Annotated in this window: 21 protein-coding genes; 15 read left to right on the forward strand and 6 right to left on the reverse strand. The window is 50.0% G+C overall.

The window, feature by feature from the left end; genetic code table 11:
* Window position 1 precedes the first annotated feature (1 nt).
* The 6 genes from QMD03_02945 to QMD03_02970 form a co-directional block, all read right to left on the reverse strand.
* Window positions 2-478: a hypothetical protein gene (locus QMD03_02945; GenBank protein ID MDI6776187.1), complete on the reverse strand. Its 477-nt coding sequence runs from the start codon at window positions 476-478 to the stop codon at window positions 2-4.
* Between the two features lie 107 nt (window positions 479-585).
* Window positions 586-1014, reverse strand: a complete 429-nt coding sequence (locus QMD03_02950; GenBank protein ID MDI6776188.1) for a hypothetical protein — start codon at window positions 1012-1014, stop codon at window positions 586-588.
* A gap of 87 nt (window positions 1015-1101) precedes the next feature.
* Complete coding sequence (locus tag QMD03_02955) at window positions 1102-1686, reverse strand: 2-oxoacid:acceptor oxidoreductase family protein (protein MDI6776189.1); 585 nt, start codon at window positions 1684-1686, stop codon at window positions 1102-1104.
* A complete protein-coding gene (locus QMD03_02960) occupies window positions 1676-2449 on the reverse strand; it encodes a thiamine pyrophosphate-dependent enzyme (protein MDI6776190.1) in 774 nt (257 codons plus the stop codon). The genes QMD03_02955 and QMD03_02960 overlap by 11 nt, the downstream gene beginning before the upstream one ends.
* 34 nt (window positions 2450-2483) lie before the next feature.
* A complete protein-coding gene (gene vorB, locus QMD03_02965; GenBank protein ID MDI6776191.1) occupies window positions 2484-3554 on the reverse strand; it encodes a 3-methyl-2-oxobutanoate dehydrogenase subunit VorB in 1071 nt (356 codons plus the stop codon).
* Entirely contained in the window at window positions 3547-3762 is a 216-nt protein-coding gene (locus tag QMD03_02970; protein MDI6776192.1) for a ferredoxin, read from the reverse strand. The genes vorB and QMD03_02970 overlap by 8 nt, the downstream gene beginning before the upstream one ends.
* A gap of 277 nt (window positions 3763-4039) precedes the next feature.
* Here QMD03_02970 and QMD03_02975 point away from each other — a divergent pair, with 277 nt between their 5' ends.
* From QMD03_02975 to cas2, 15 genes are all read left to right on the forward strand, one after another.
* The gene (locus QMD03_02975) at window positions 4040-5038 is read left to right on the forward strand and encodes an MBL fold metallo-hydrolase (protein MDI6776193.1); all 999 of its coding nucleotides are present in this window, start codon (window positions 4040-4042) and stop codon (window positions 5036-5038) included.
* Between the two features lie 199 nt (window positions 5039-5237).
* Window positions 5238-6206, forward strand: coding sequence for a tetratricopeptide repeat protein (locus tag QMD03_02980; GenBank protein ID MDI6776194.1), 969 nt, complete (start codon window positions 5238-5240; stop codon window positions 6204-6206).
* Window positions 6207-6506: 300 nt separating this feature from the next.
* Window positions 6507-7052 carry a nucleotidyltransferase domain-containing protein gene (locus QMD03_02985; protein ID MDI6776195.1) on the forward strand — a complete coding sequence of 182 codons (546 nt, stop codon included), beginning with the start codon at window positions 6507-6509 and terminating at the stop codon, window positions 7050-7052.
* Entirely contained in the window at window positions 7027-7473 is a 447-nt protein-coding gene (locus QMD03_02990; GenBank protein ID MDI6776196.1) for a hypothetical protein, read from the forward strand. The genes QMD03_02985 and QMD03_02990 overlap by 26 nt, the downstream gene beginning before the upstream one ends.
* Before the next feature lie 3 nt (window positions 7474-7476).
* Window positions 7477-7638 carry a hypothetical protein gene (locus QMD03_02995; GenBank protein ID MDI6776197.1) on the forward strand — a complete coding sequence of 54 codons (162 nt, stop codon included), beginning with the start codon at window positions 7477-7479 and terminating at the stop codon, window positions 7636-7638.
* A gap of 87 nt (window positions 7639-7725) precedes the next feature.
* On the forward strand, window positions 7726-8397 hold the full coding sequence (gene cas5, locus QMD03_03000; protein MDI6776198.1) for a CRISPR-associated protein Cas5: 672 nt from the start codon (window positions 7726-7728) through the stop codon (window positions 8395-8397).
* A complete protein-coding gene (locus QMD03_03005; protein MDI6776199.1) occupies window positions 8387-10483 on the forward strand; it encodes a hypothetical protein in 2097 nt (698 codons plus the stop codon). Before cas5 ends, QMD03_03005 begins: the two co-directional genes overlap by 11 nt.
* 11 nt (window positions 10484-10494) lie before the next feature.
* Window positions 10495-11382, forward strand: a complete 888-nt coding sequence (locus tag QMD03_03010; GenBank protein ID MDI6776200.1) for a type I CRISPR-associated protein Cas7 — start codon at window positions 10495-10497, stop codon at window positions 11380-11382.
* Window positions 11382-13565, forward strand: a complete 2184-nt coding sequence (locus QMD03_03015) for a DEAD/DEAH box helicase family protein (GenBank protein ID MDI6776201.1) — start codon at window positions 11382-11384, stop codon at window positions 13563-13565. The genes QMD03_03010 and QMD03_03015 overlap by 1 nt, the downstream gene beginning before the upstream one ends.
* 19 nt (window positions 13566-13584) lie before the next feature.
* Complete coding sequence (cas4, locus tag QMD03_03020; GenBank protein ID MDI6776202.1) at window positions 13585-14211, forward strand: CRISPR-associated protein Cas4; 627 nt, start codon at window positions 13585-13587, stop codon at window positions 14209-14211.
* Between the two features lie 85 nt (window positions 14212-14296).
* A complete protein-coding gene (locus QMD03_03025) occupies window positions 14297-15349 on the forward strand; it encodes a Fic family protein (protein ID MDI6776203.1) in 1053 nt (350 codons plus the stop codon).
* Between the two features lie 229 nt (window positions 15350-15578).
* Window positions 15579-15893, forward strand: a complete 315-nt coding sequence (locus QMD03_03030; GenBank protein ID MDI6776204.1) for a nucleotidyltransferase family protein — start codon at window positions 15579-15581, stop codon at window positions 15891-15893.
* Window positions 15883-16242: a DUF86 domain-containing protein gene (locus tag QMD03_03035; GenBank protein ID MDI6776205.1), complete on the forward strand. Its 360-nt coding sequence runs from the start codon at window positions 15883-15885 to the stop codon at window positions 16240-16242. The genes QMD03_03030 and QMD03_03035 overlap by 11 nt, the downstream gene beginning before the upstream one ends.
* On the forward strand, window positions 16226-17257 hold the full coding sequence (gene cas1c / locus QMD03_03040; protein ID MDI6776206.1) for a type I-C CRISPR-associated endonuclease Cas1c: 1032 nt from the start codon (window positions 16226-16228) through the stop codon (window positions 17255-17257). Before QMD03_03035 ends, cas1c begins: the two co-directional genes overlap by 17 nt.
* A gap of 9 nt (window positions 17258-17266) precedes the next feature.
* Window positions 17267-17557: a CRISPR-associated endonuclease Cas2 gene (cas2, locus tag QMD03_03045; protein ID MDI6776207.1), complete on the forward strand. Its 291-nt coding sequence runs from the start codon at window positions 17267-17269 to the stop codon at window positions 17555-17557.
* The last annotated feature ends 306 nt before the right edge of the window (window positions 17558-17863 follow it).

Consider the following 17863-nt stretch of genomic DNA (forward strand, 5'->3'; position numbering starts at 1 on the left):
CTTAAAAATACTCCATACTGTTTTTCTTAAACTCTTCTTCGCTGACGAGGAGGAGATAGTCTTCTATACCCGTAGCTGATGATAATCTCTGGATCAGCAATTCGTATTCATTATCCCAAAGGTCGTGCCCGTTATCCCGGAGGTGGATCATGGTGAAGATGTTGTATTTCCCTGCAAAGGCCGGGGTTCTCTGGTAGCAATGGGTAATTTCCGGAGAAGAGGCCAGTATATTTCCCACGGCCTCGCTCCTCGAGGGAGGGACTGCCCAGAGGAGCATGGCATTTCGCTTAAAGCCCGCCTTCTGGTGACGCAAAATAGCGCCGAACTTCCGGATCACCCCCCCTTCCATCATATCTTCGATGATCCCGAGGACCTCTTGCTCCCCGCTACCCGTTAGCTCTCCGATATGTTTAAAGGGGCGCTTGATGAGAGGTATATCTCCCTGGATCAGGGAGGCGATTTGCATTTCTTTTTCCATCAGCATAGTCAGCAGAAAAAGTTGGAAGTGTCTAAAGTGGGAAGTTAAAAAATTCACTTTAGCTCACTTTAGGCATTTTAGGCACTTTAGCTCACTTCAGGTTCATCTTAAATGGCGTATATTTCCTCACCAATAAGATGGATCCAGTTTTGCTGCAAAACCTCCTTAGCCTCTTCGATTCTGTCAACTCCCAGGATCACAATGGTCTCTTTCCCGATTCTGTTGATCGTTGTATAGAGATAGTGGATGTTAATCTCCGCCTCGGCAAGATGTTTCAAAATGGCATCCATACCACCGGGGTGGAGGGGAACCTCCGCGGCTAAGACGGGCGTCATCTCGTAATTGAAATTAAAACTTTCAAGAACGGTGGCGGCCCTTTCCGGATCATTGACCACGAGCCGTACCATGCTGTTTTCAGTTGTACTGGCAGAAAGAACAGCCTTTGTGGTGATATCTTCTCTATCCAATATAGAGGCAAGCCTGGATAAGGTTCCGGGAACATTATCCAGTAGTACCGAGATTTGCTTGACAGCCATTTTCCGTATACTCCTTATAAAACATCAGTCATCAGTCATACGTCTTTTGACTTACGACTTAAGACTTACGACTTGCCTTATAACCTTCTATCCTGCGGAAGGCTTTTTTCTGACCGCTTTACGTCCGGCCTGCGGAGTGGCCAGTAATTCATAACCGGCAGCAAACGCCGCCCGGTTGGCATCGGCGATCGTTTTCTTCTTGCTTCCCATGATCGTCTCCAGGCTTTTCAGGTAGACATCAGGTGATACGAGAGCGGTCTTTCTAAGAAATGCACCCATCATGACGATATTTGCCGCCCTTTGATTGCCCATCTTCTCCGCAATTTCTATGCAGGGAATCTCATAGACCTCAATGTCCTTTCGGCTGGGACGGATCTCGATGATGGAAGAATTTAAAAAGAGACTCCCCCCGGAGGCAACCCTGTTCTGAAACGTATATAACGAAGGGGTGTTCATGACAACGATATAATTTGGCTCCGAGGCGATGGGGGAGGCAATCTCCTCATCCGCCACCGCGACGGTGCAGTTGGCTGTTCCGCCCCTGACCTCTGCCCCGTAGGACGGCAGGTAGGTAACCTGGTAGCCTTCCATCATTGCCCCGTGGGCAAGACTATGCCCCATCATCAATACCCCCTGCCCCCCGAATCCGGAGAATATCGTCTTAACTAACATGACTCTTCTCCCCCTTATCCGATGATTTGATGTCCTTAATGATACCGAGGGGAAATTCCTTGCTCATCACATCATCTATCCACTTGCAGGCGGCGATGGGTGTCATCTTCCAGTTTGTGGGGCAGGGCGACAGGACCTCGATCATGGAGAAACCGAGACCGTCAATCTGATACTGAAAGGCCTTTTTAATCGCCTTTTTGGCCTTGATGATGTTGGGAGGTGAGTTGACGGTACACCTTTCGATAAAGGTTGTGCCGGGAAGACATGAGAGAACTTCGCTGACCCGGATGGGATAACCATCCTTCGTCTTATCTCTTCCCGAGGGGGAGGTTGTTGTCCTCTGCCCTAACAGGGTGGTGGGCGCCATCTGCCCGCCGGTCATACCGTAGACAGCGTTATTAATAAAGATGACGGTGATGTTCTCACCCCGGTTTGCTGCATGGAAACTTTCCGCTATTCCGATGGCGGCCATGTCTCCGTCCCCCTGATAAGAAAAGACCACTCGATCGGGCAGCGTTCTCTTGATACCCGTGGCCATGGCAGGGGCCCTCCCGTGTTGTGCCTCTATCATGTCAATATCAAAATAGTTGTAGGCCAGAACGGCACATCCCGCCGGGGGGACACCTATCGTGATCCCCCTGATATCGAGTTCGTCAATTACTTCTGCGATCAGGCGGTGTACAATGCTGTGACCGCATCCGGCACAGTAGTGAAAGACGTTTTCCTTTAAACACTTCGGTTTACCGAATACTTTTTTTGTCATGAGAAGGTGACCCCCTGTCTGAGAGACGTCAAAATCATTCGTGATGCCTGTCTTTCTTGGGGTACTGACGGGCAATCACATGGGCAAGTTCCACAGGTGTCGGCACTACCCCACCCGGCCGGCCGTAAAAGTTAACATGCCCCTGACCACAGAGGGCGAGGTAGATATCCTCAATCATCTGACCGGTACTCAGCTCAAAAACAAAAAATTCTTCTGTCCTTCTGGAGAGTTCCTGAAGTTCCCGCGCGGGAAATGGCCACAGGGTAATGGGACGAAATAAACCAATCTTTAAGCCGGTATCACGCAACCGCTTGATCGCCCCTTTGGCAATCCTGGCCGCCGTACCATAGGCCGTCACAATCAGTTCCGCATCTTTCGTGTTGAACGCCTCGTGCCTCGTCTCCCTTTGTGTAATCACCTCATATTTTCTGGCCAGCTTCCAGTTGTGCTCCTCCATGGCCCGCGGGTCCAGGATAAGACCCCTGATGAACCTGCTCTTACCGGCGCCAGCTCCCTTAAGGACATATCTTTCCCTGTATTGTCTCAGTTTCGGTTCCTTGAAGACAACGGGTTCCATCATCTGCCCCATCATCCCATCGGCCAGGATCATAACGGGCATCCGGTATTCATCGGCCAGGTCAAAGGCGTCCATGGTCAGATCGGCCAGTTCCTGACCGGTAGCCGGGGCAAGGACGATCGTCCGATAATCACCGTGTCCGCCTCCCCTTGTTGCCTGAAAATAATCTCCCTGGGCCGGGCTGATATTACCGAGACCTGGCCCGCCCCTCATCATATTAACGATGACGCCGGGGAGTTCACAGGCGGCCATGGAGGATATTCCTTCCTGTTTTAAAGAGATACCAGGACTGGAAGACGATGTCATAGTTCTGGCTCCGGCAGCGCTGGCGCCGGCAACCATATGGATCGCTGCGATTTCGCTCTCAGACTGGATGAATACGCCGTCTTTTACCCGGCACATGTTTTCTGCCATGTACTCCGGCAATTCATTCTGTGGCGTGATGGGATAGCCGGCATAAAACCGGCATCCGGCCCTGATGGCAGCCTCACCAATCACCTTATTACCCTGCATAAGTACCTTATTCACGATAAACCTCGATAGCGATTTCCGGACAGGTTATGGCACACAGGGCACACCCTGTGCATTTCTGATCTCCATCGTTTGCGAAACGGACGGGACGATACCCCTTCGCATTATATTCCTTCGCGGGAACAATATGACCTTTTTTGCATGCATGAATGCAAAGGTGACATTCCTTGCAAAGCTCCCTGTTTATTTTGATGTATCCCTTCAATATTTAAAGCTCTCCTCTCCAGTGTGAGTTTTTTTATAATCAGGAACAGACAAGATTCTACAGTCTCTTCACGTTAGGGTTCATATTTTTTACGCATATCAAAAAGAAAGTCAAGTTGAATTTTGCAAAAAAGCTGTGATATTATGTAACTACTTAGATCGTCAGGTTCATGGTTGGTTGGCTTGCGCTCTTCATATTTCATCAGTCTAACCTTGAACCGTAAACCCCGGGACTTTGAACCTGAATGGTTACAGTAAATTGAGATAGAAGATACAACATGTTTAACGCCTCCCTGATTAATGACCCCTTCGGTGACCCCGGGGTATATATTGAATTTAAGTACCGGAACGAGGCCCTGCTCTTTGACCTGGGTGACCTTCACCTCCTTCCCCCGCGAAAACTTCTCAAGATCAGCCATATCTTTGTTTCCCATACCCACATGGACCATTTCATCGGCTTCGACCATTTATTAAGGGTTTGCCTGGGGCGGGACCGGCATATCTCCCTGTTCGGTCCCCCCGGTTTCCACAAGCAAGTGGAAAACAAGATCGGGGCCTATACCTGGAATCTTGTGGAAAACTACACGAATGATTTTGCCCTCTTAATAACAGAGGTACATCCAGAGGGCAAATTAACCAGATGCTATCACTGCCGGACGGCCTTCAAGCCGGAGATGGTGGCGGAAGAGGAGGGTTTTGATGGCACCCTTGTGGAGGGGAGCCTCTTCTCTGTCCGGGGGACATTCCTCGATCACAAGATACCCTGTCTCGCCTTCCGATTTGAAGAGAAGAGCCGTGTTAACATCAAAAAAAATGTATTGCAGGAGATGGGACTTCCCGTAGGGGCATGGTTGATGAAATTGAAGAATCATGTTCTTTCCGGTGACGATGATGATACGCCGGTCAAGGTTAGCTGGAGAGAAGGGGGACAGGAAACAAGGGAAAAGATTATTCCCCTGGGCGAATTGAAGGCGACGATAGTCAAGATAACACCCGGTCAGAAGATAACGTATATCACCGATGCTATCTATAATGATGAAAATCGTCGCAAGATTGTCGCTCTGGCCGAGGGGTCCGATCTGTTATTTATCGAGGCGACTTTTCTCCACGATGATGCCGATAGTGCGGCGAAGAAGTACCATCTTACGGCCTTACAGGCAGGGACTCTGGCACGTATGGCGGGAGTCAAGAGGATTTCACTGTTCCATTTCTCGCCAAAGTATAAAGGATGCGGGGAACTCCTTGTAGAAGAGGCGATGCAGGCATTCCAGGGTTAGGTTTGAAGGAGGGGTGTCAATGGTAAAGTAAAAACTGTGCCAGTTTTGGTAATTGAAAAGTGTGCCACCCCCATCCTTGTTCCAGGTTTACAGGTTTATTGTAGGGCAGTGTTTGTCGGTTCACCTCCTTTGTTGGTGAAGAGCGCTTAGGGAGGAGAAAGCCCATGCGCTTGCGATCATTATCGATCAGAAACAGCCTATGAAAATGGAACAGATCCCGCTTTTCGAGGACAAATACATGTTGATCAACGATGCCGCGGCGACCTTAAAGGCGCTGCGTCTCGACGATGCCCTGGAGTCGCTGAAACGTTACAGGGATCTCTATCGTGGCGGCGAAGATGTGGAAAGGAAGTTCAAAATTGCCTCTTTCCTTAGAGAGGGGTTATCCACCGCGCCGCCGTCCGGTCCCGACCGTCCTTTGTATCTCTTTCAATTATGGCGCTCTTTCGAGGCATTTTGCCGTTCACTTGGCCCCGGCAGCCCGACCGACGATGAACTCCGGCGCCCCTTCTTCCACAAGATCGTCGCCGCGATCGAAGAGAGTCGTCTGGCGGACAGCGCCTTCCTTGCCGACGGGATTCCCGTCGGCTATGCGCATCTCCAGACCGGAGACCACGATCGGGCGATCCGCTCCCTTCAGGCGTGCCTGATTGCGACGCCGGACAATGCGACAATCTATGGCTATCTGGGCGATGCCTACCTGATGCGGGGCGACCGGGAGGTTGCCCGTCAGGTCTATTTCGAAGCCTGCCTGATCGACCCGGTCGTCCTCGACTGGAACCATCTCCGGGATGACCAACTGAAAAATCTCCTGGAGCGGCTGCCGGAGGAATATGACTGTGATCCATCGCTCGCCTGCGAATGGCTTCCCGCTTATGCCTATGTCCAGGGGCTTTTCAGGCCGAAGCAGATCCGGCTCTGGGAAGAGTTCAAGACCTTTACTGACGGGTATTTCAAGCTGAAGAAAACCTTCGTCCGGACGCCTTCGCCCTCCCTCGCTGCCAAACTGTTTCTCAAAGGCATCGTCCTGTGCAACAATGAACCTTTTCTAAGGATGATCAAAGGAATTGATTTTGCGGAAGTCCGCCGGGAGATGAAGGAGGCAAATGCCACGCTCTTCACCGAATACTTGAAACAGATCGACCGGCGAAGGCGCAACGGCCTCTGAAGGCGCTTGTCCGAAAACAGCTTACGCATTCCCCTGAACGTCATTCATGCACCTGGTTATGCCGTGGAAGGTCCCATGTTGAAACGGCGCAGTTTCCTGCAGTTTTTCAGATTGTCGGCTTGATGCCTGTAGACCGCGACTGGGCCTTCAGCATGCCTTACAACGCAAGACTACAGATAAGGGTATCAAGATATTCTTGACAATGAACCTGAAAGAGGTACAATTGCACCCATTATGAGTTCATATTCTATAAATGATAATTTGTCTCTTACCCTCTTTAGTAAGACGCGGCGAACCGTTTTGTCCCTTGTTTATGGACACGCCGATGAGACATTCTACCTGCGACAACTTGCCCGTATAGCCGGGGGCGGCATGGGCGCTATCCAGCGGGAACTGAAAACCCTTGCAGAGGCGGGTATTATCAGACGTATCGAAAAGGGAAAGCAGATATATTATCAAGCCAACCCTCAATGTCCGGTATTTGCAGAGCTGAAAAGTCTGATCATGAAGACTGCCGGCATGGGCGATATATTGAAGATGGTCCTTGTCCCACTCGCGGAACGTATCCGCATAGCATTTATTTATGGGTCTTTAGCCCGCAGCGATGAATCCAAAAGCAGTGATGTGGATATCATGATCATCGGGGATGTGAGCTTTGCCGACGTGGTTGCTGCACTCAGCCCGGCACAGCAGAACTTGAATCGCGAGATTAATCCTTCAGTTTATCCTGTCAAAGAATTCAAAGACAAACTGGTAAAGGGGCATCATTTCTTACAGTCCGTTCTTGAGGGGGACAAATGGTTCCTCATTGGAGACGAACATGACCTTGCAAGACTGGCTAAATAATGGATGGCTAAAGCCTCACAAGACAACTCCACAGGAAATTAAGGATCTCCTGGCTGTGGCTGATCGAGACCTGACAGACTGTCAGGTAAGCGGCTTGAGTCCGGAATGGAGATTGAATATCGCCTACAACGCAGCCCTGCAATCAGCAACGGCTGCGTTAGCCGCATCAGGGTACCGGGCAGCAAGAGAAGCCCACCACTATCGTGTCATCCAATCCCTTACGAATACTATTGGCGCATCGTCTATCCTCGTTATTCAGTTTGATCATTTTCGTAAAAAAAGGAATCTCGGCGGTTATGAACGGGCCGGCGTAATCTCGGATCAGGAAGCGAAAGAAATGTTTCTCCTGGCCAGGAAAATCCGTAGCGATGTGGAAAAGTGGCTTAAATTAAACCACTCCGAACTGCTTCAGGATGATTAAGTTATGGATACAAAGAGTGAAATGAAATACGCTCATTCACTACCGGGAAGGCCGCCAGATCGGTGGCAACCTCTTGATGATCATCTAAAACAAGTTGCTGAGCTGTCCCGTTCCTTTGTTGACGAATTCAGAGCAGGAAATTGGGGAACTTCCTTGATGTGTTAATTATTATTGTAAAGTATTCAGAAAGTTGCGTTGAAAAACGAAAACGAGTAGCCAGAGACTAACTTATTAAGGAAAGGAGGTATGCAAATGCAACAATACGAAATAGCATTGGAGATAGCCGGGGCCACCGCTATGTGGACACGGCCTGACACAGGCGACTGCCCAGTAAGTTATCCAGCGCCAACATACTCGGCCGTCAAGGGCATCTTCGAATCGATGCTTTGGGGGCCAGCGGTGCAGATCATTCCAACAAAAGTCGAAATATGCGCTCCTGTCCAATACCACAACTATCAGACGAACTATGGCGGTCCGCTTCGAAAATCTCGTGTCATCGCCGAAGGGGGTGGATTCCAGCTTCTGGCAACGGTACTGATTGATGTTTGCTATAGGCTATACGCAGAAGTGTTACCTCCTCCCAATATTGCTAGGAACTGTGTTCCTGATAAGGCGCGGCAATGGGATGGGAAAACAACGTCACCGGGCCATGCCTATCGGGAAATTTTTAATCGTCGCCTCAGGCGGGGGCAATGCTTCACCATCCCGTTTCTTGGCTGGAAGGAGTTTGGACCGAGCTACTTCGGGGCATTTCGAGAGACAACGAGGGTTCAGAGCGATATACATATGGTGATCCCCTCCATGTTGCGAGAGGTTTTTTCCGAAGGCTACGCGTCAAAATGCGCATTCACCTATGAACAGGACGTCAAGATCACTGCGGGGATGATGGTGTTTTCTGGGGAAGGAGGCCACCATGCTAAATGAACTTTATCATCTTTCCGTTGTTCTGAAGGGTGTAGTTCCAACACCCGATGAGCATGACAAGTTGAGGAATTTGCCGAGCGTGTCAGCAATAAAGCCATGCTATCGGATTTCAATCAGCCCAGACGGGTCCATTTCAGACATTGAATCTATGAGAAAAGAAAACGCGGCACGCCTCCGTAAGTGGGAGCCCAGCAATGGTAATTCCTTCCCCGGCTTCAATATTCAGCCGCTTTACCGTCTTGCGGATGAAGACAAAAAGAAACGTTTGAAGAAGTGGCGTGAAGGTAAGGAACCGGTTGATTTCACTCTTCTTAAAGAATGGTGTGTCGAAGAAAAAGCAAAAAACTGGAACGCGAAATCCGACAAGAAAATGGACAAATGTCTCGGGACGATTCCTCGAGAACTTCACGAGAAGTGCGCCGATATTCCAAAGGATTTTAACGCTCTAAAGAACCTTTTTGAAAGAATCATAGATTGGGGGAATGGGCGTTCTATTAAATTCTTTCAGGCTCTAGAATCGTATATCTGGAGATCTCTTGAAAAAGACGGTCGTGATCTGTCCCTGCTTTCTGTCCTGATCCACGAAGGTTCTTCAGACAAGAAACCCGAGAATGACCGCGGCACCGTCTCGGTGTTTCTGGATGTGCCGGACTGGAAGGAATATCCGGTAACCCATGAAAAGACCATAAAATACATTAATGACTGCCTTCTGAAATCAGAAAGTGCCCATAGCATAAAAACTGGATATGAAAAAGAAGATGCTTTTGGTTTAGACAGTAGCGGTGACAAAGACAAACTTCCTGAAGTAAGGCTTCCTTATATCGGGAGAGTAATTCTCCGCGCCATGAACAGAGAGTCGCCCTGCCAATACCGATATGGAACTGTCGATGCAGGATCTTTTCGCATCGGGGCAAAAAGTCGTAAACGTTCAAAAGGCGCACTGAAGTGGCTTGGTTCTGATGACCGAAAAGGAAAGACCTGGGGATGGGCAGGTGGTAAAGAGTTAATTTTTGCCTATCCTGAAATTTTGCCAGAAGTACCGCCCAAGCTTGCTGCGTTATTTGGTGCAAGCAAATCTGACGATTCAGAAGCGCGTTTCGAAAATTACGCCAAAGACGTCGTAGACTGCCTGAAAGGGCTGTCAACCTCGCTCAAAGATGTTCAGCTTCGGGTGTTTTCCTTGCGCAAGATGGACACAGCGCGCACCAAAGTCGTTTTTTATCGCAACTATTCGGCACAACGGTTGGCAGAAGCTGCAAAGGAATGGCAGCAAGGTTGCGCCAACATTCCATCCATTCGGATAAAGTCATGGGGGGAAGAGAAAGGAAAAACTGTTGTAGCTGATCCGGTGACACCGTTCCCGCTGCAAATTGCGGAATGCCTTAATCTCGTTTGGAAAATGGAAGGTTCGGTTAAAAGCGATAAGAAAACAGTAAAGAAGGGTAATTCAACGCCATACCCGTTCCAGGCTATTCCTAAAACGGCAGGTATTGAGTTGATGCTCGATGAAGTTGCAGCGCAGCGACAGGTACCGCATTTGCTCACCGTAACATTACAGAATGGCAAAGGACTGTTCCTTTCATTGGGAAACAGCCTGCATCGCGATGAGGTTATTAAGCTTGATGGATTCAATAAACACAAACAGCTGATGCCGGTGATCCTGGGGCTTTTGCTCTGGAAGCTCGGCATCGGAAAGGAGATATATATGAACAATTCACCCTATCTGGTAGGGAGAATGCTGAAACTCGCCGATGACCTTCATGCGCTGTACTGTAAGGAAGTTCGCAAGAATAATCTGCCGCCTCAATTACTTGGAAATGCCTTGATGGTTGCAGCTCTTGACAGCCCGACTCAGGCACTTGCGCAACTTGCTTTGCGAATCACCCCATACTTGGGATGGGCGCGGACCAATACCACAGAATCAGTCGGTCTTTCACGGTATTTTCTCAAGGAATTCGGACTTATCGAAATCAAGTTGCGCGACGCGGTTTTACCTGATCGCCTCAATGATTCCGATAGAGCGCAGCTTCTTCTCGGCTACATATCCGGCAATACTCAAACTGACGAACCCACCAACAACTCATGAAAGGAGAAATTATGAACGACAATATCAAACGTTCTACTGGCCTCTTGATCATCGAAGTAGTGAATTCCAACCCGAACGGCGATCCCGACCGCGAGAGTGATCCGCGCCAGCGTCCCAACGGTCTCGGCGAAATCTCGCCGGTATCCTTCAAGCGAAAACTCCGCGACCTGGTTGAAAATACCGAAGGACCTGTCTTTACGGCCGTGTGCGAAAAACTTGGTTTGAACAAGGACGAGTTTAAGATTCTCGAATCGAGGGAACGCGTCAGAAAAGATATCTCCGCTGAAATGGCTAAAGACATAAAGGATTTTGATCAGAAAGAATTCTTGAATAGTCCATTTGTCAAGAAGTATTGGGATGGTCGTCTTTTTGGAAATACCTTTCTCGAAGAAGGCGGCAACAAGGGATATATCAAGACAGGTGTGGCTCAATTTACGATGGGTCTTTCGGTAGCCCCCATCCTGATTCAACGCCACACCAATACGAACAAAGCTGGGGTGGAGGAAGGCAAGACACAGGGGATGGCGCCGTTGGCATACCGGGTGGTCGAGCATGGTGTGTATTGCATGCCATTCTACGTAAATCCGAGCCATGCTCACAAATCCGGATGCACACAGAAGGATGTCGATTTGATGAAGGCGCTTATTCCCTTTGCCTACGATCACACCCGTTCGGCTATCCGCCCAGATGTTCGCATCCGGCATGCCTGGTATATGGAACACCAGGACTCGCTTGGAAGTTGCGCCGATTGGAAGTTGATTGACGCCCTGACCCCAAAGCGCAAGGGAAATGATCCGATGCAGCCTTCGACTTCGTGGAACGACTACAGCGTACCGGTTGATCTTCCGGATGATCTTAAAGGAAAAGTCTCATTTTCCGACTTGATGGGGGCTGTTTGATGTTATTTGCTCACAGCAGCGACTCGAAGCGGGGCATTCCGGCGCAAGACTACGCCGCCCATATCGGCGGCGTAGTCAAACTTGCCAGTCAGGCGGCTGATGCGACCGGTCATTACGCATTGCACGATGGGGAGCTTTTGAGAAAAATCGTTCCTCTGGCTGCCGAGTTTCACGATCTGGGGAAGTTGGACGTAGAAAATCAGGATGTGCTGTCCGGAAAACGGAAGGCACGACATCTACCGGTTCAACACACCGATGCCGGAACTGCTTATCTGTTGGATAAGATTCAAGTTGCACCTGGTGCGGCTCTCGTCCGTTCACATCACATCGGCTTGCCCGATTTCATTGAAGAGCAGAACCGTAAAGAGAAGAATGTTCTCAGGGATGATCGTGTCTTAGAAAGGGTAAATCGAACACTCCCCGAACTGGTTCGGATGCATGAAGAGACAAGGTTGTCGGCGGCGGATATAAGCCCGAATCTTCGTGAAGTGATGGGGGATGCTTCTCTTTTCTTCCGTATCGCCCTCTCCTGTCTTGCTGACGGGGATCATGCTGACACGGCGATCCACTATCAGGATCAGAGTGCCGATGAACCGTTTATTGCATTGCGACCGGTAGACCGTTTGGCGGCGCTGGATCGGTATGTCGAATCCCTAAAACAGGACAATGATCGGTCACGCCTCCGTTCAGAAGTCTATGCTGCCTGCCGGGATACTGACATACCGGGGAATATCGTCTCCTGCGACAGCCCGGTCGGCACTGGTAAAACCACGGCTGTAATGGCGCATCTGCTGGCGCAAGCGCAGAAACGAAAACTTAGAAGAATTATTGTCGTTTTGCCCTTTACCAACATCATTACGCAGTCCGTGAAAGTATATCGCGATGCGCTCGTCCTGCCCGGCGAAGATCCGAAGCTTGTTGTCGCGGAATTGCATCATCGCGCGGAGTTTGAGGATATACATAGTCGTAAGTTTACAGCCCTCTGGAAAGCCCCGATCATCGTGACCACGGCCGTCACTTTTTTCGAAACGCTGGCATCCAACACGCCTGCCACATTGCGGAGGTTGCACAACCTGCCAGGCAGCGCGGTTTTTATTGACGAATCCCATGCGGCGCTACCTGCCAAGCTATTGCCATTGGCATGGCGTTGGATCAAGGGATTTGCACGAGAATGGGCATGTTATTGGGTTCTTGCATCCGGATCACTCAACCGTTTTTGGAAAATTGAGGAATTCGATAAGGAAAAATCGGATATTCCAGAAATAATGCCTGTGAAATTACGCGACCGTTTGGCGAAATACGAACAAGGACGGATCATATACCGCTTCAATGACATACCCCTGGGGGAAAGAGACCTTGTGGAATGGGTGGCCTCTCTTCCGGGACCGCGAATCGTTATTTTGAACACGGTGCAAAGCGCGGCAGTCTTGGCGCGTGAGCATGAAAGGTGTTTTCAACGCTCATCTGTGGAGCATTTGTCCACAGCGCTTACACCTTCTGATCGGGATAGAACTCTTGCCAGAATTAAATCGCGTCTGGCGGATATGCACGACACCGAGTGGACACTTGTAGCCACATCCTGTATCGAGGCCGGAGTTGATATTTCTTTCAGGACAGGGGTGCGTGAAGCAGCCTCTCTGGTTTCCCTGCTTCAAACCGCAGGGCGGGTCAATCGCCACAACCATATCAGTGCGGAGAATGTTTGGACTATCCTACTCAAAGAATCAGACTTCCTGAAAAAGAATCCCGGCATGAGCGATTCCTCGAAGGTTCTGATTGGACTAATATCAGAAGGATGCTCGATTTCCCCCGATCTTTGCACAAATGCACTCAAACGTGAAATCCGGCTTGCCGGGACTTTTTCAAGTTCGCTGCTGAAGTCTGAAGAAGGTTTGCGGTTCCCTCAGGTTGAAAAGAACTTCCATGTTATCGCAACTGATACACGAACTGTGGTCGTTGACCAGAGTGTGGTTGAAAAGATGGAGACCCATCGCCCGGTTGATTGGCGGGATATACAAAAAACATCCGTGCAAATATGGGGGTATCGCCTCGACAATCTTCGCATTCCCGAAGTTTCAGGACATCCAGGAATATACAAGTGGAATTATGCCTACGATGATTTCATTGGCTATATGGCAGGTATTTTAAAAATGACAAATGATCCTAACAATTTCGTTGTTTAGACTATAGGTGCTTAAGTGAATGGACGATGAATTGATTGCCATATCGGCTCTGAGTCACTATTCATACTGTCCGCGGCGCTGCGCCCTTATCCACATCGAACAGGTCTGGACTGAGAACCGTTTTACCGCCGAAGGCAGGATCATGCACGAGCATGTGCATGACGAAAGCCGGGAATCCCGGGGTGATGTTAGGATCGACTACGGCGTGTCGCTGCGCTCACTGCGCCTGGGACTGATCGGAAAGGCCGACGTCGTGGAATTTCATCGTCAGCCGGATGGTTCCTATCTTCCCTTTCCTGTGGAGTACAAGCGGGGCAAGCCCAAGGCGGACGACTGTGACAATGTCCAACTCTGCGCTCAGGCGATGTGTCTGGAGGAAATGTTGTCTGTGCCGATCCCAGAGGGGGCGCTCTTCTACGGCCAGACCCGCCATCGCCTTGATGTCGTCTTCGATGATGCACTGAGACAGGAAACGGAGGAGACGGCCCGCAGGGCACACGAATTGATTGACTCCGGCATAACCCCCAAACCGGTTTACGCGAAGCGGTGCGAAAGTTGCTCCCTGGTGGCCGAATGTTTGCCGAAAACGATCCAGAAGCGGCGTTCGGTGAAGAGCTATTTGACGCGAATGCTGGGTGAGCCATGAAGGTCGAGCGCAAGCAGCTATTCTACAAGAATATCTTCGTGGGAACTGTGTCGTTGAATGCCCCAAAACTTAGAGGGTTGGCAGCATGAAATCATTGGATCGCAGTTTTCTTGAGCGTCAAGCCGTTCCTTTGGAATTTGCCGGGACACTTCGTTTATTGGGTGAGTACCGGGGGAAGCAGGAACTCTATACACGGCAGCCCCCCCAGGTATTGAACACCCTGAAGCAAGTCGCCATTATCCAGAGCGCCGAATCGTCAAACCGTATCGAAGGCGTCATTGTAGAAGAAAAGCGATTGAAGCCCCTCCTGGAGAAGGAGGCGACTCCCAGGAATCGTTCGGAGGCTGAGGTTGTCGGGTATAAGAATGTCCTGTCACGGATTCACACTGCCCATGAAAGTTTCAAAATTTCACCGAACACAATCCTGAAGATTCATCGCGACATGTTGAGCCACACCGATCTTCCCGCCGGGAGATGGAAGAATCGAGATAATACCGTTGAAGAAAGACTTCCCGATGGTCGCTGGATCACGCGGTTTGTCCCTGTCACGGCCCGCGAAACCCCCTATTACATGAATGAGCTATGCGGCCGATTTAACGGCTTGTGGGAAGAAGGCCGGATAGACCGTCTTTTGTTGATACATGCCTTTGTGCTCGATTTTCTCTGCATTCATCCTTTTACGGACGGCAATGGGCGCGTCTCCCGGCTGCTTACCGTGTTGCTGCTCCATCAGAGCGGTTACGAAGTGAGTCGCTACATTAGCCTTGAGCGACTGATCGAGGATAGCAAGGAGAGCTATTACAACGTCCTGAATCGTGCCTCAGAAAGATGGCATGAGGGAGGGCATGCAATTCTTCCCTGGTGGCAGTTCAGCCTCGGCATTTTGATTGGCGCTTACAAAGAATTTGAAAACCGCGTGGGCATTATCCGCTCAAGTCGGGGAGCGAAAACAGCTTGGGTGAGAGATGCCATCGAGCAACTTCCCGAAGAGTTCGGCGTGGGAGAACTTGTCCGTGCCTGTTCGGGGGTGAGCCGCCCTATGATTCGTCTTATACTTGAGGCACTGCGGAAGGAAGGAAAGCTGGAAGTTCTGGGAACAGGTCGCGGGGCGAAATGGAAGAAACGCGATAATATCTAATAAACGTGATAATAAACATGATAACAACCAAGAATCAGGTAACAACAGTAAATATAGGCAATAAATTAGGTAACAAACGCTGGTGACCGAATGCCTGCCGAAGACGATTCAGAAGCGGCGGTCAGTGAGGAGTTATCTGACGCGAATCTTGGGGGAGACGGGACTGGTATAATGGCGCACTCTTTTTACTACGTGGTATTAATGAGATTACACGAGGAGGACTCACATAATGAAATCGCGAAAGAAGCTTGAACTGACGGCAGAAAAAGTTTTCAGCATATTAAGGGAACATTCCGATACATTAGAAAGGCTTTCCGTCAAAAAGATCGGGGTGTTTGGCTCCTATGTGCGTGGCGAGCAAAAATCTCGGAGTGATATAGATTTTCTTGTAGATTTTGAAAAGCCTACTTTCGACAACTTTATGGATCTCGTATTTTCTCTTGAGAAATATCTTGGCAGACGAGTGGATGTTATTACGGAAGGCAGCCTTAGCCCTTATATCCGCCCTTATGTGGAAAAGGAGGTCAGGTGGTATGAAGTCTGACGCTCAGTTCCTGAGGCATATCTTTGATGAAATTAATTTCACCATGCGTGAAACAAGGGGGTTGGCCTTTGAGGATTTTATAAAGAACGAGACATTAACAAGAGCATGCACAAGAAGTTTGGAGATCATCGGGGAGGCAGTAAAGAACCTCTCGCCTGAGTTCAGAAAAAGGCATCGGGCGATTGACTGGAAAAAACTTGCCGGTATGAGAGATAAGGTCATACATTTTTATTTTGGCGTGAACTGGGATATTGTGTGGGACGTAATGGAAAATCGCCTGCCTGTTCTTAAGATTCAGATTGAAAACATGCTGAATGAGATGAAAACAAAGGATGAAGAAACTTCTTAACACCCTTTTTGTCACGACGCAGGGTGCCTACCTCGCCAAGGAGGGGGAGACGATCGTCGTCAAGGTGGAAAAGGAGATCCGCCTCCGTCTCCCCGTGCATACGATTGGCGGGATCGTCTGCTTCGGGAATGTCGCGTGCAGTCCCTTCCTGATGGGCTTCTGCGCCGAAAAGGGCGTGGGGATCAGCTTTCTTACGGAACACGGTCGCTTTATGGCACGGGTACAGGGGCCGGTTTCCGGCAACGTTCTCTTACGCCGGGAACAGTACCGCCGCGCTGATGACCCACAGGTCTCCGCCGATGTAGCCCGGTCAGTGCTGACAGGGAAGATCGCCAACAGCCGGAAGGTTCTCCAGCGGGCGCTGCGTGATCATGCTGATAAACTGGCTGCGGATCAGGTGGGATTTGCCATAAAGCGCCTGAACAACTATCTCGAATTGCTGAATCAGGATCAGTCTCTCAACGCACTTCGCGGTTGCGAGGGGGATGCAGCCCATATCTATTTCAACGTCTTCGACCACCTGATCGTGGCCCAGAAGGAGGCATTCTCCTTTCAGGAGCGGAACCGGCGGCCACCCTTGGACAACGTCAATGCCCTGCTCTCCTTTATTTATGCTCTGCTTGTTCATGATGTCCGCTCGGCATTGGAGACGGTTGGGCTTGATCCGGCAGTGGGGTTCCTTCACCGGGACCGACCAGGCCGACCCAGTCTTGCTCTTGATCTCATGGAGGAATTTCGGCCGTTTTTGGCGGACCGATTGGTCCTATCCCTGATCAATCTCCGCCAAGTTCAAGGAAAGGGGTTTAACAAGACGGACTCCGGGGCGGTTATGATGACGGACGATACGCGCAAAACAGTGCTGATCGCCTACCAGGAGCGGAAACAAGAGGAAATTCAGCACCCCTTCCTCGATGAAAAGGTGAGTATAGGTCTGCTGTTTCATATGCAGGCCCTGCTGATGGCGCGTTATCTTCGGGGCGATCTCGACGGGTATCCGCCGTTTATCTGGAAGTGAGGGAACGTAATGCTTGTTCTTGTCAGCTACGATGTATCAACGGTGAGTGGAGCGGGACAGCGACGGTTACACCGGGTAGCGAAGACCTGTCAGAATTACGGACAAAGAGTGCAATACTCCGTTTTCGAATGCATTGTCGATCCGGCGCAATGGGCGACCCTGCGGCAGAAGTTGATTGATGAAATCGATCCCCAGCAAGACAGTCTGCGATTTTATTTTCTGGGGTCGAACTGGAAACGCCGTGTCGAGCATATCGGCGCCAAGAAATCGCTGGATCAGGAAGGGCCGCTGATCGTTTAAATGACTGATGCGAACCTCATGCGGACATGATTTTCCCGTATGCTTCGCACTGAGGATAACAGGCGAATATAATAAGATTTTAGCAAAATGTTCTTTGACAAGTGAAGACTGGATGGACCTTTATAGGGCATATACGCGGAATAAAGGGTAAATTATTTGAAATTGTAACAAGTTATGAGTTGTAAGTCGCCCCCCGCGTGGGGGCGTGGATTGAAACATCAATGGCCGTCAGGATTGTGGCAACGTTCCTGGGTCGCCCCCCGCGTGGGGGCGTGGATTGAAACGCTAAAAGAATTGAAATCATTT

Source organism: Syntrophales bacterium (assembly GCA_030018935.1).
Taxonomy (GTDB): domain Bacteria; phylum Desulfobacterota; class Syntrophia; order Syntrophales; family CG2-30-49-12; genus CG2-30-49-12.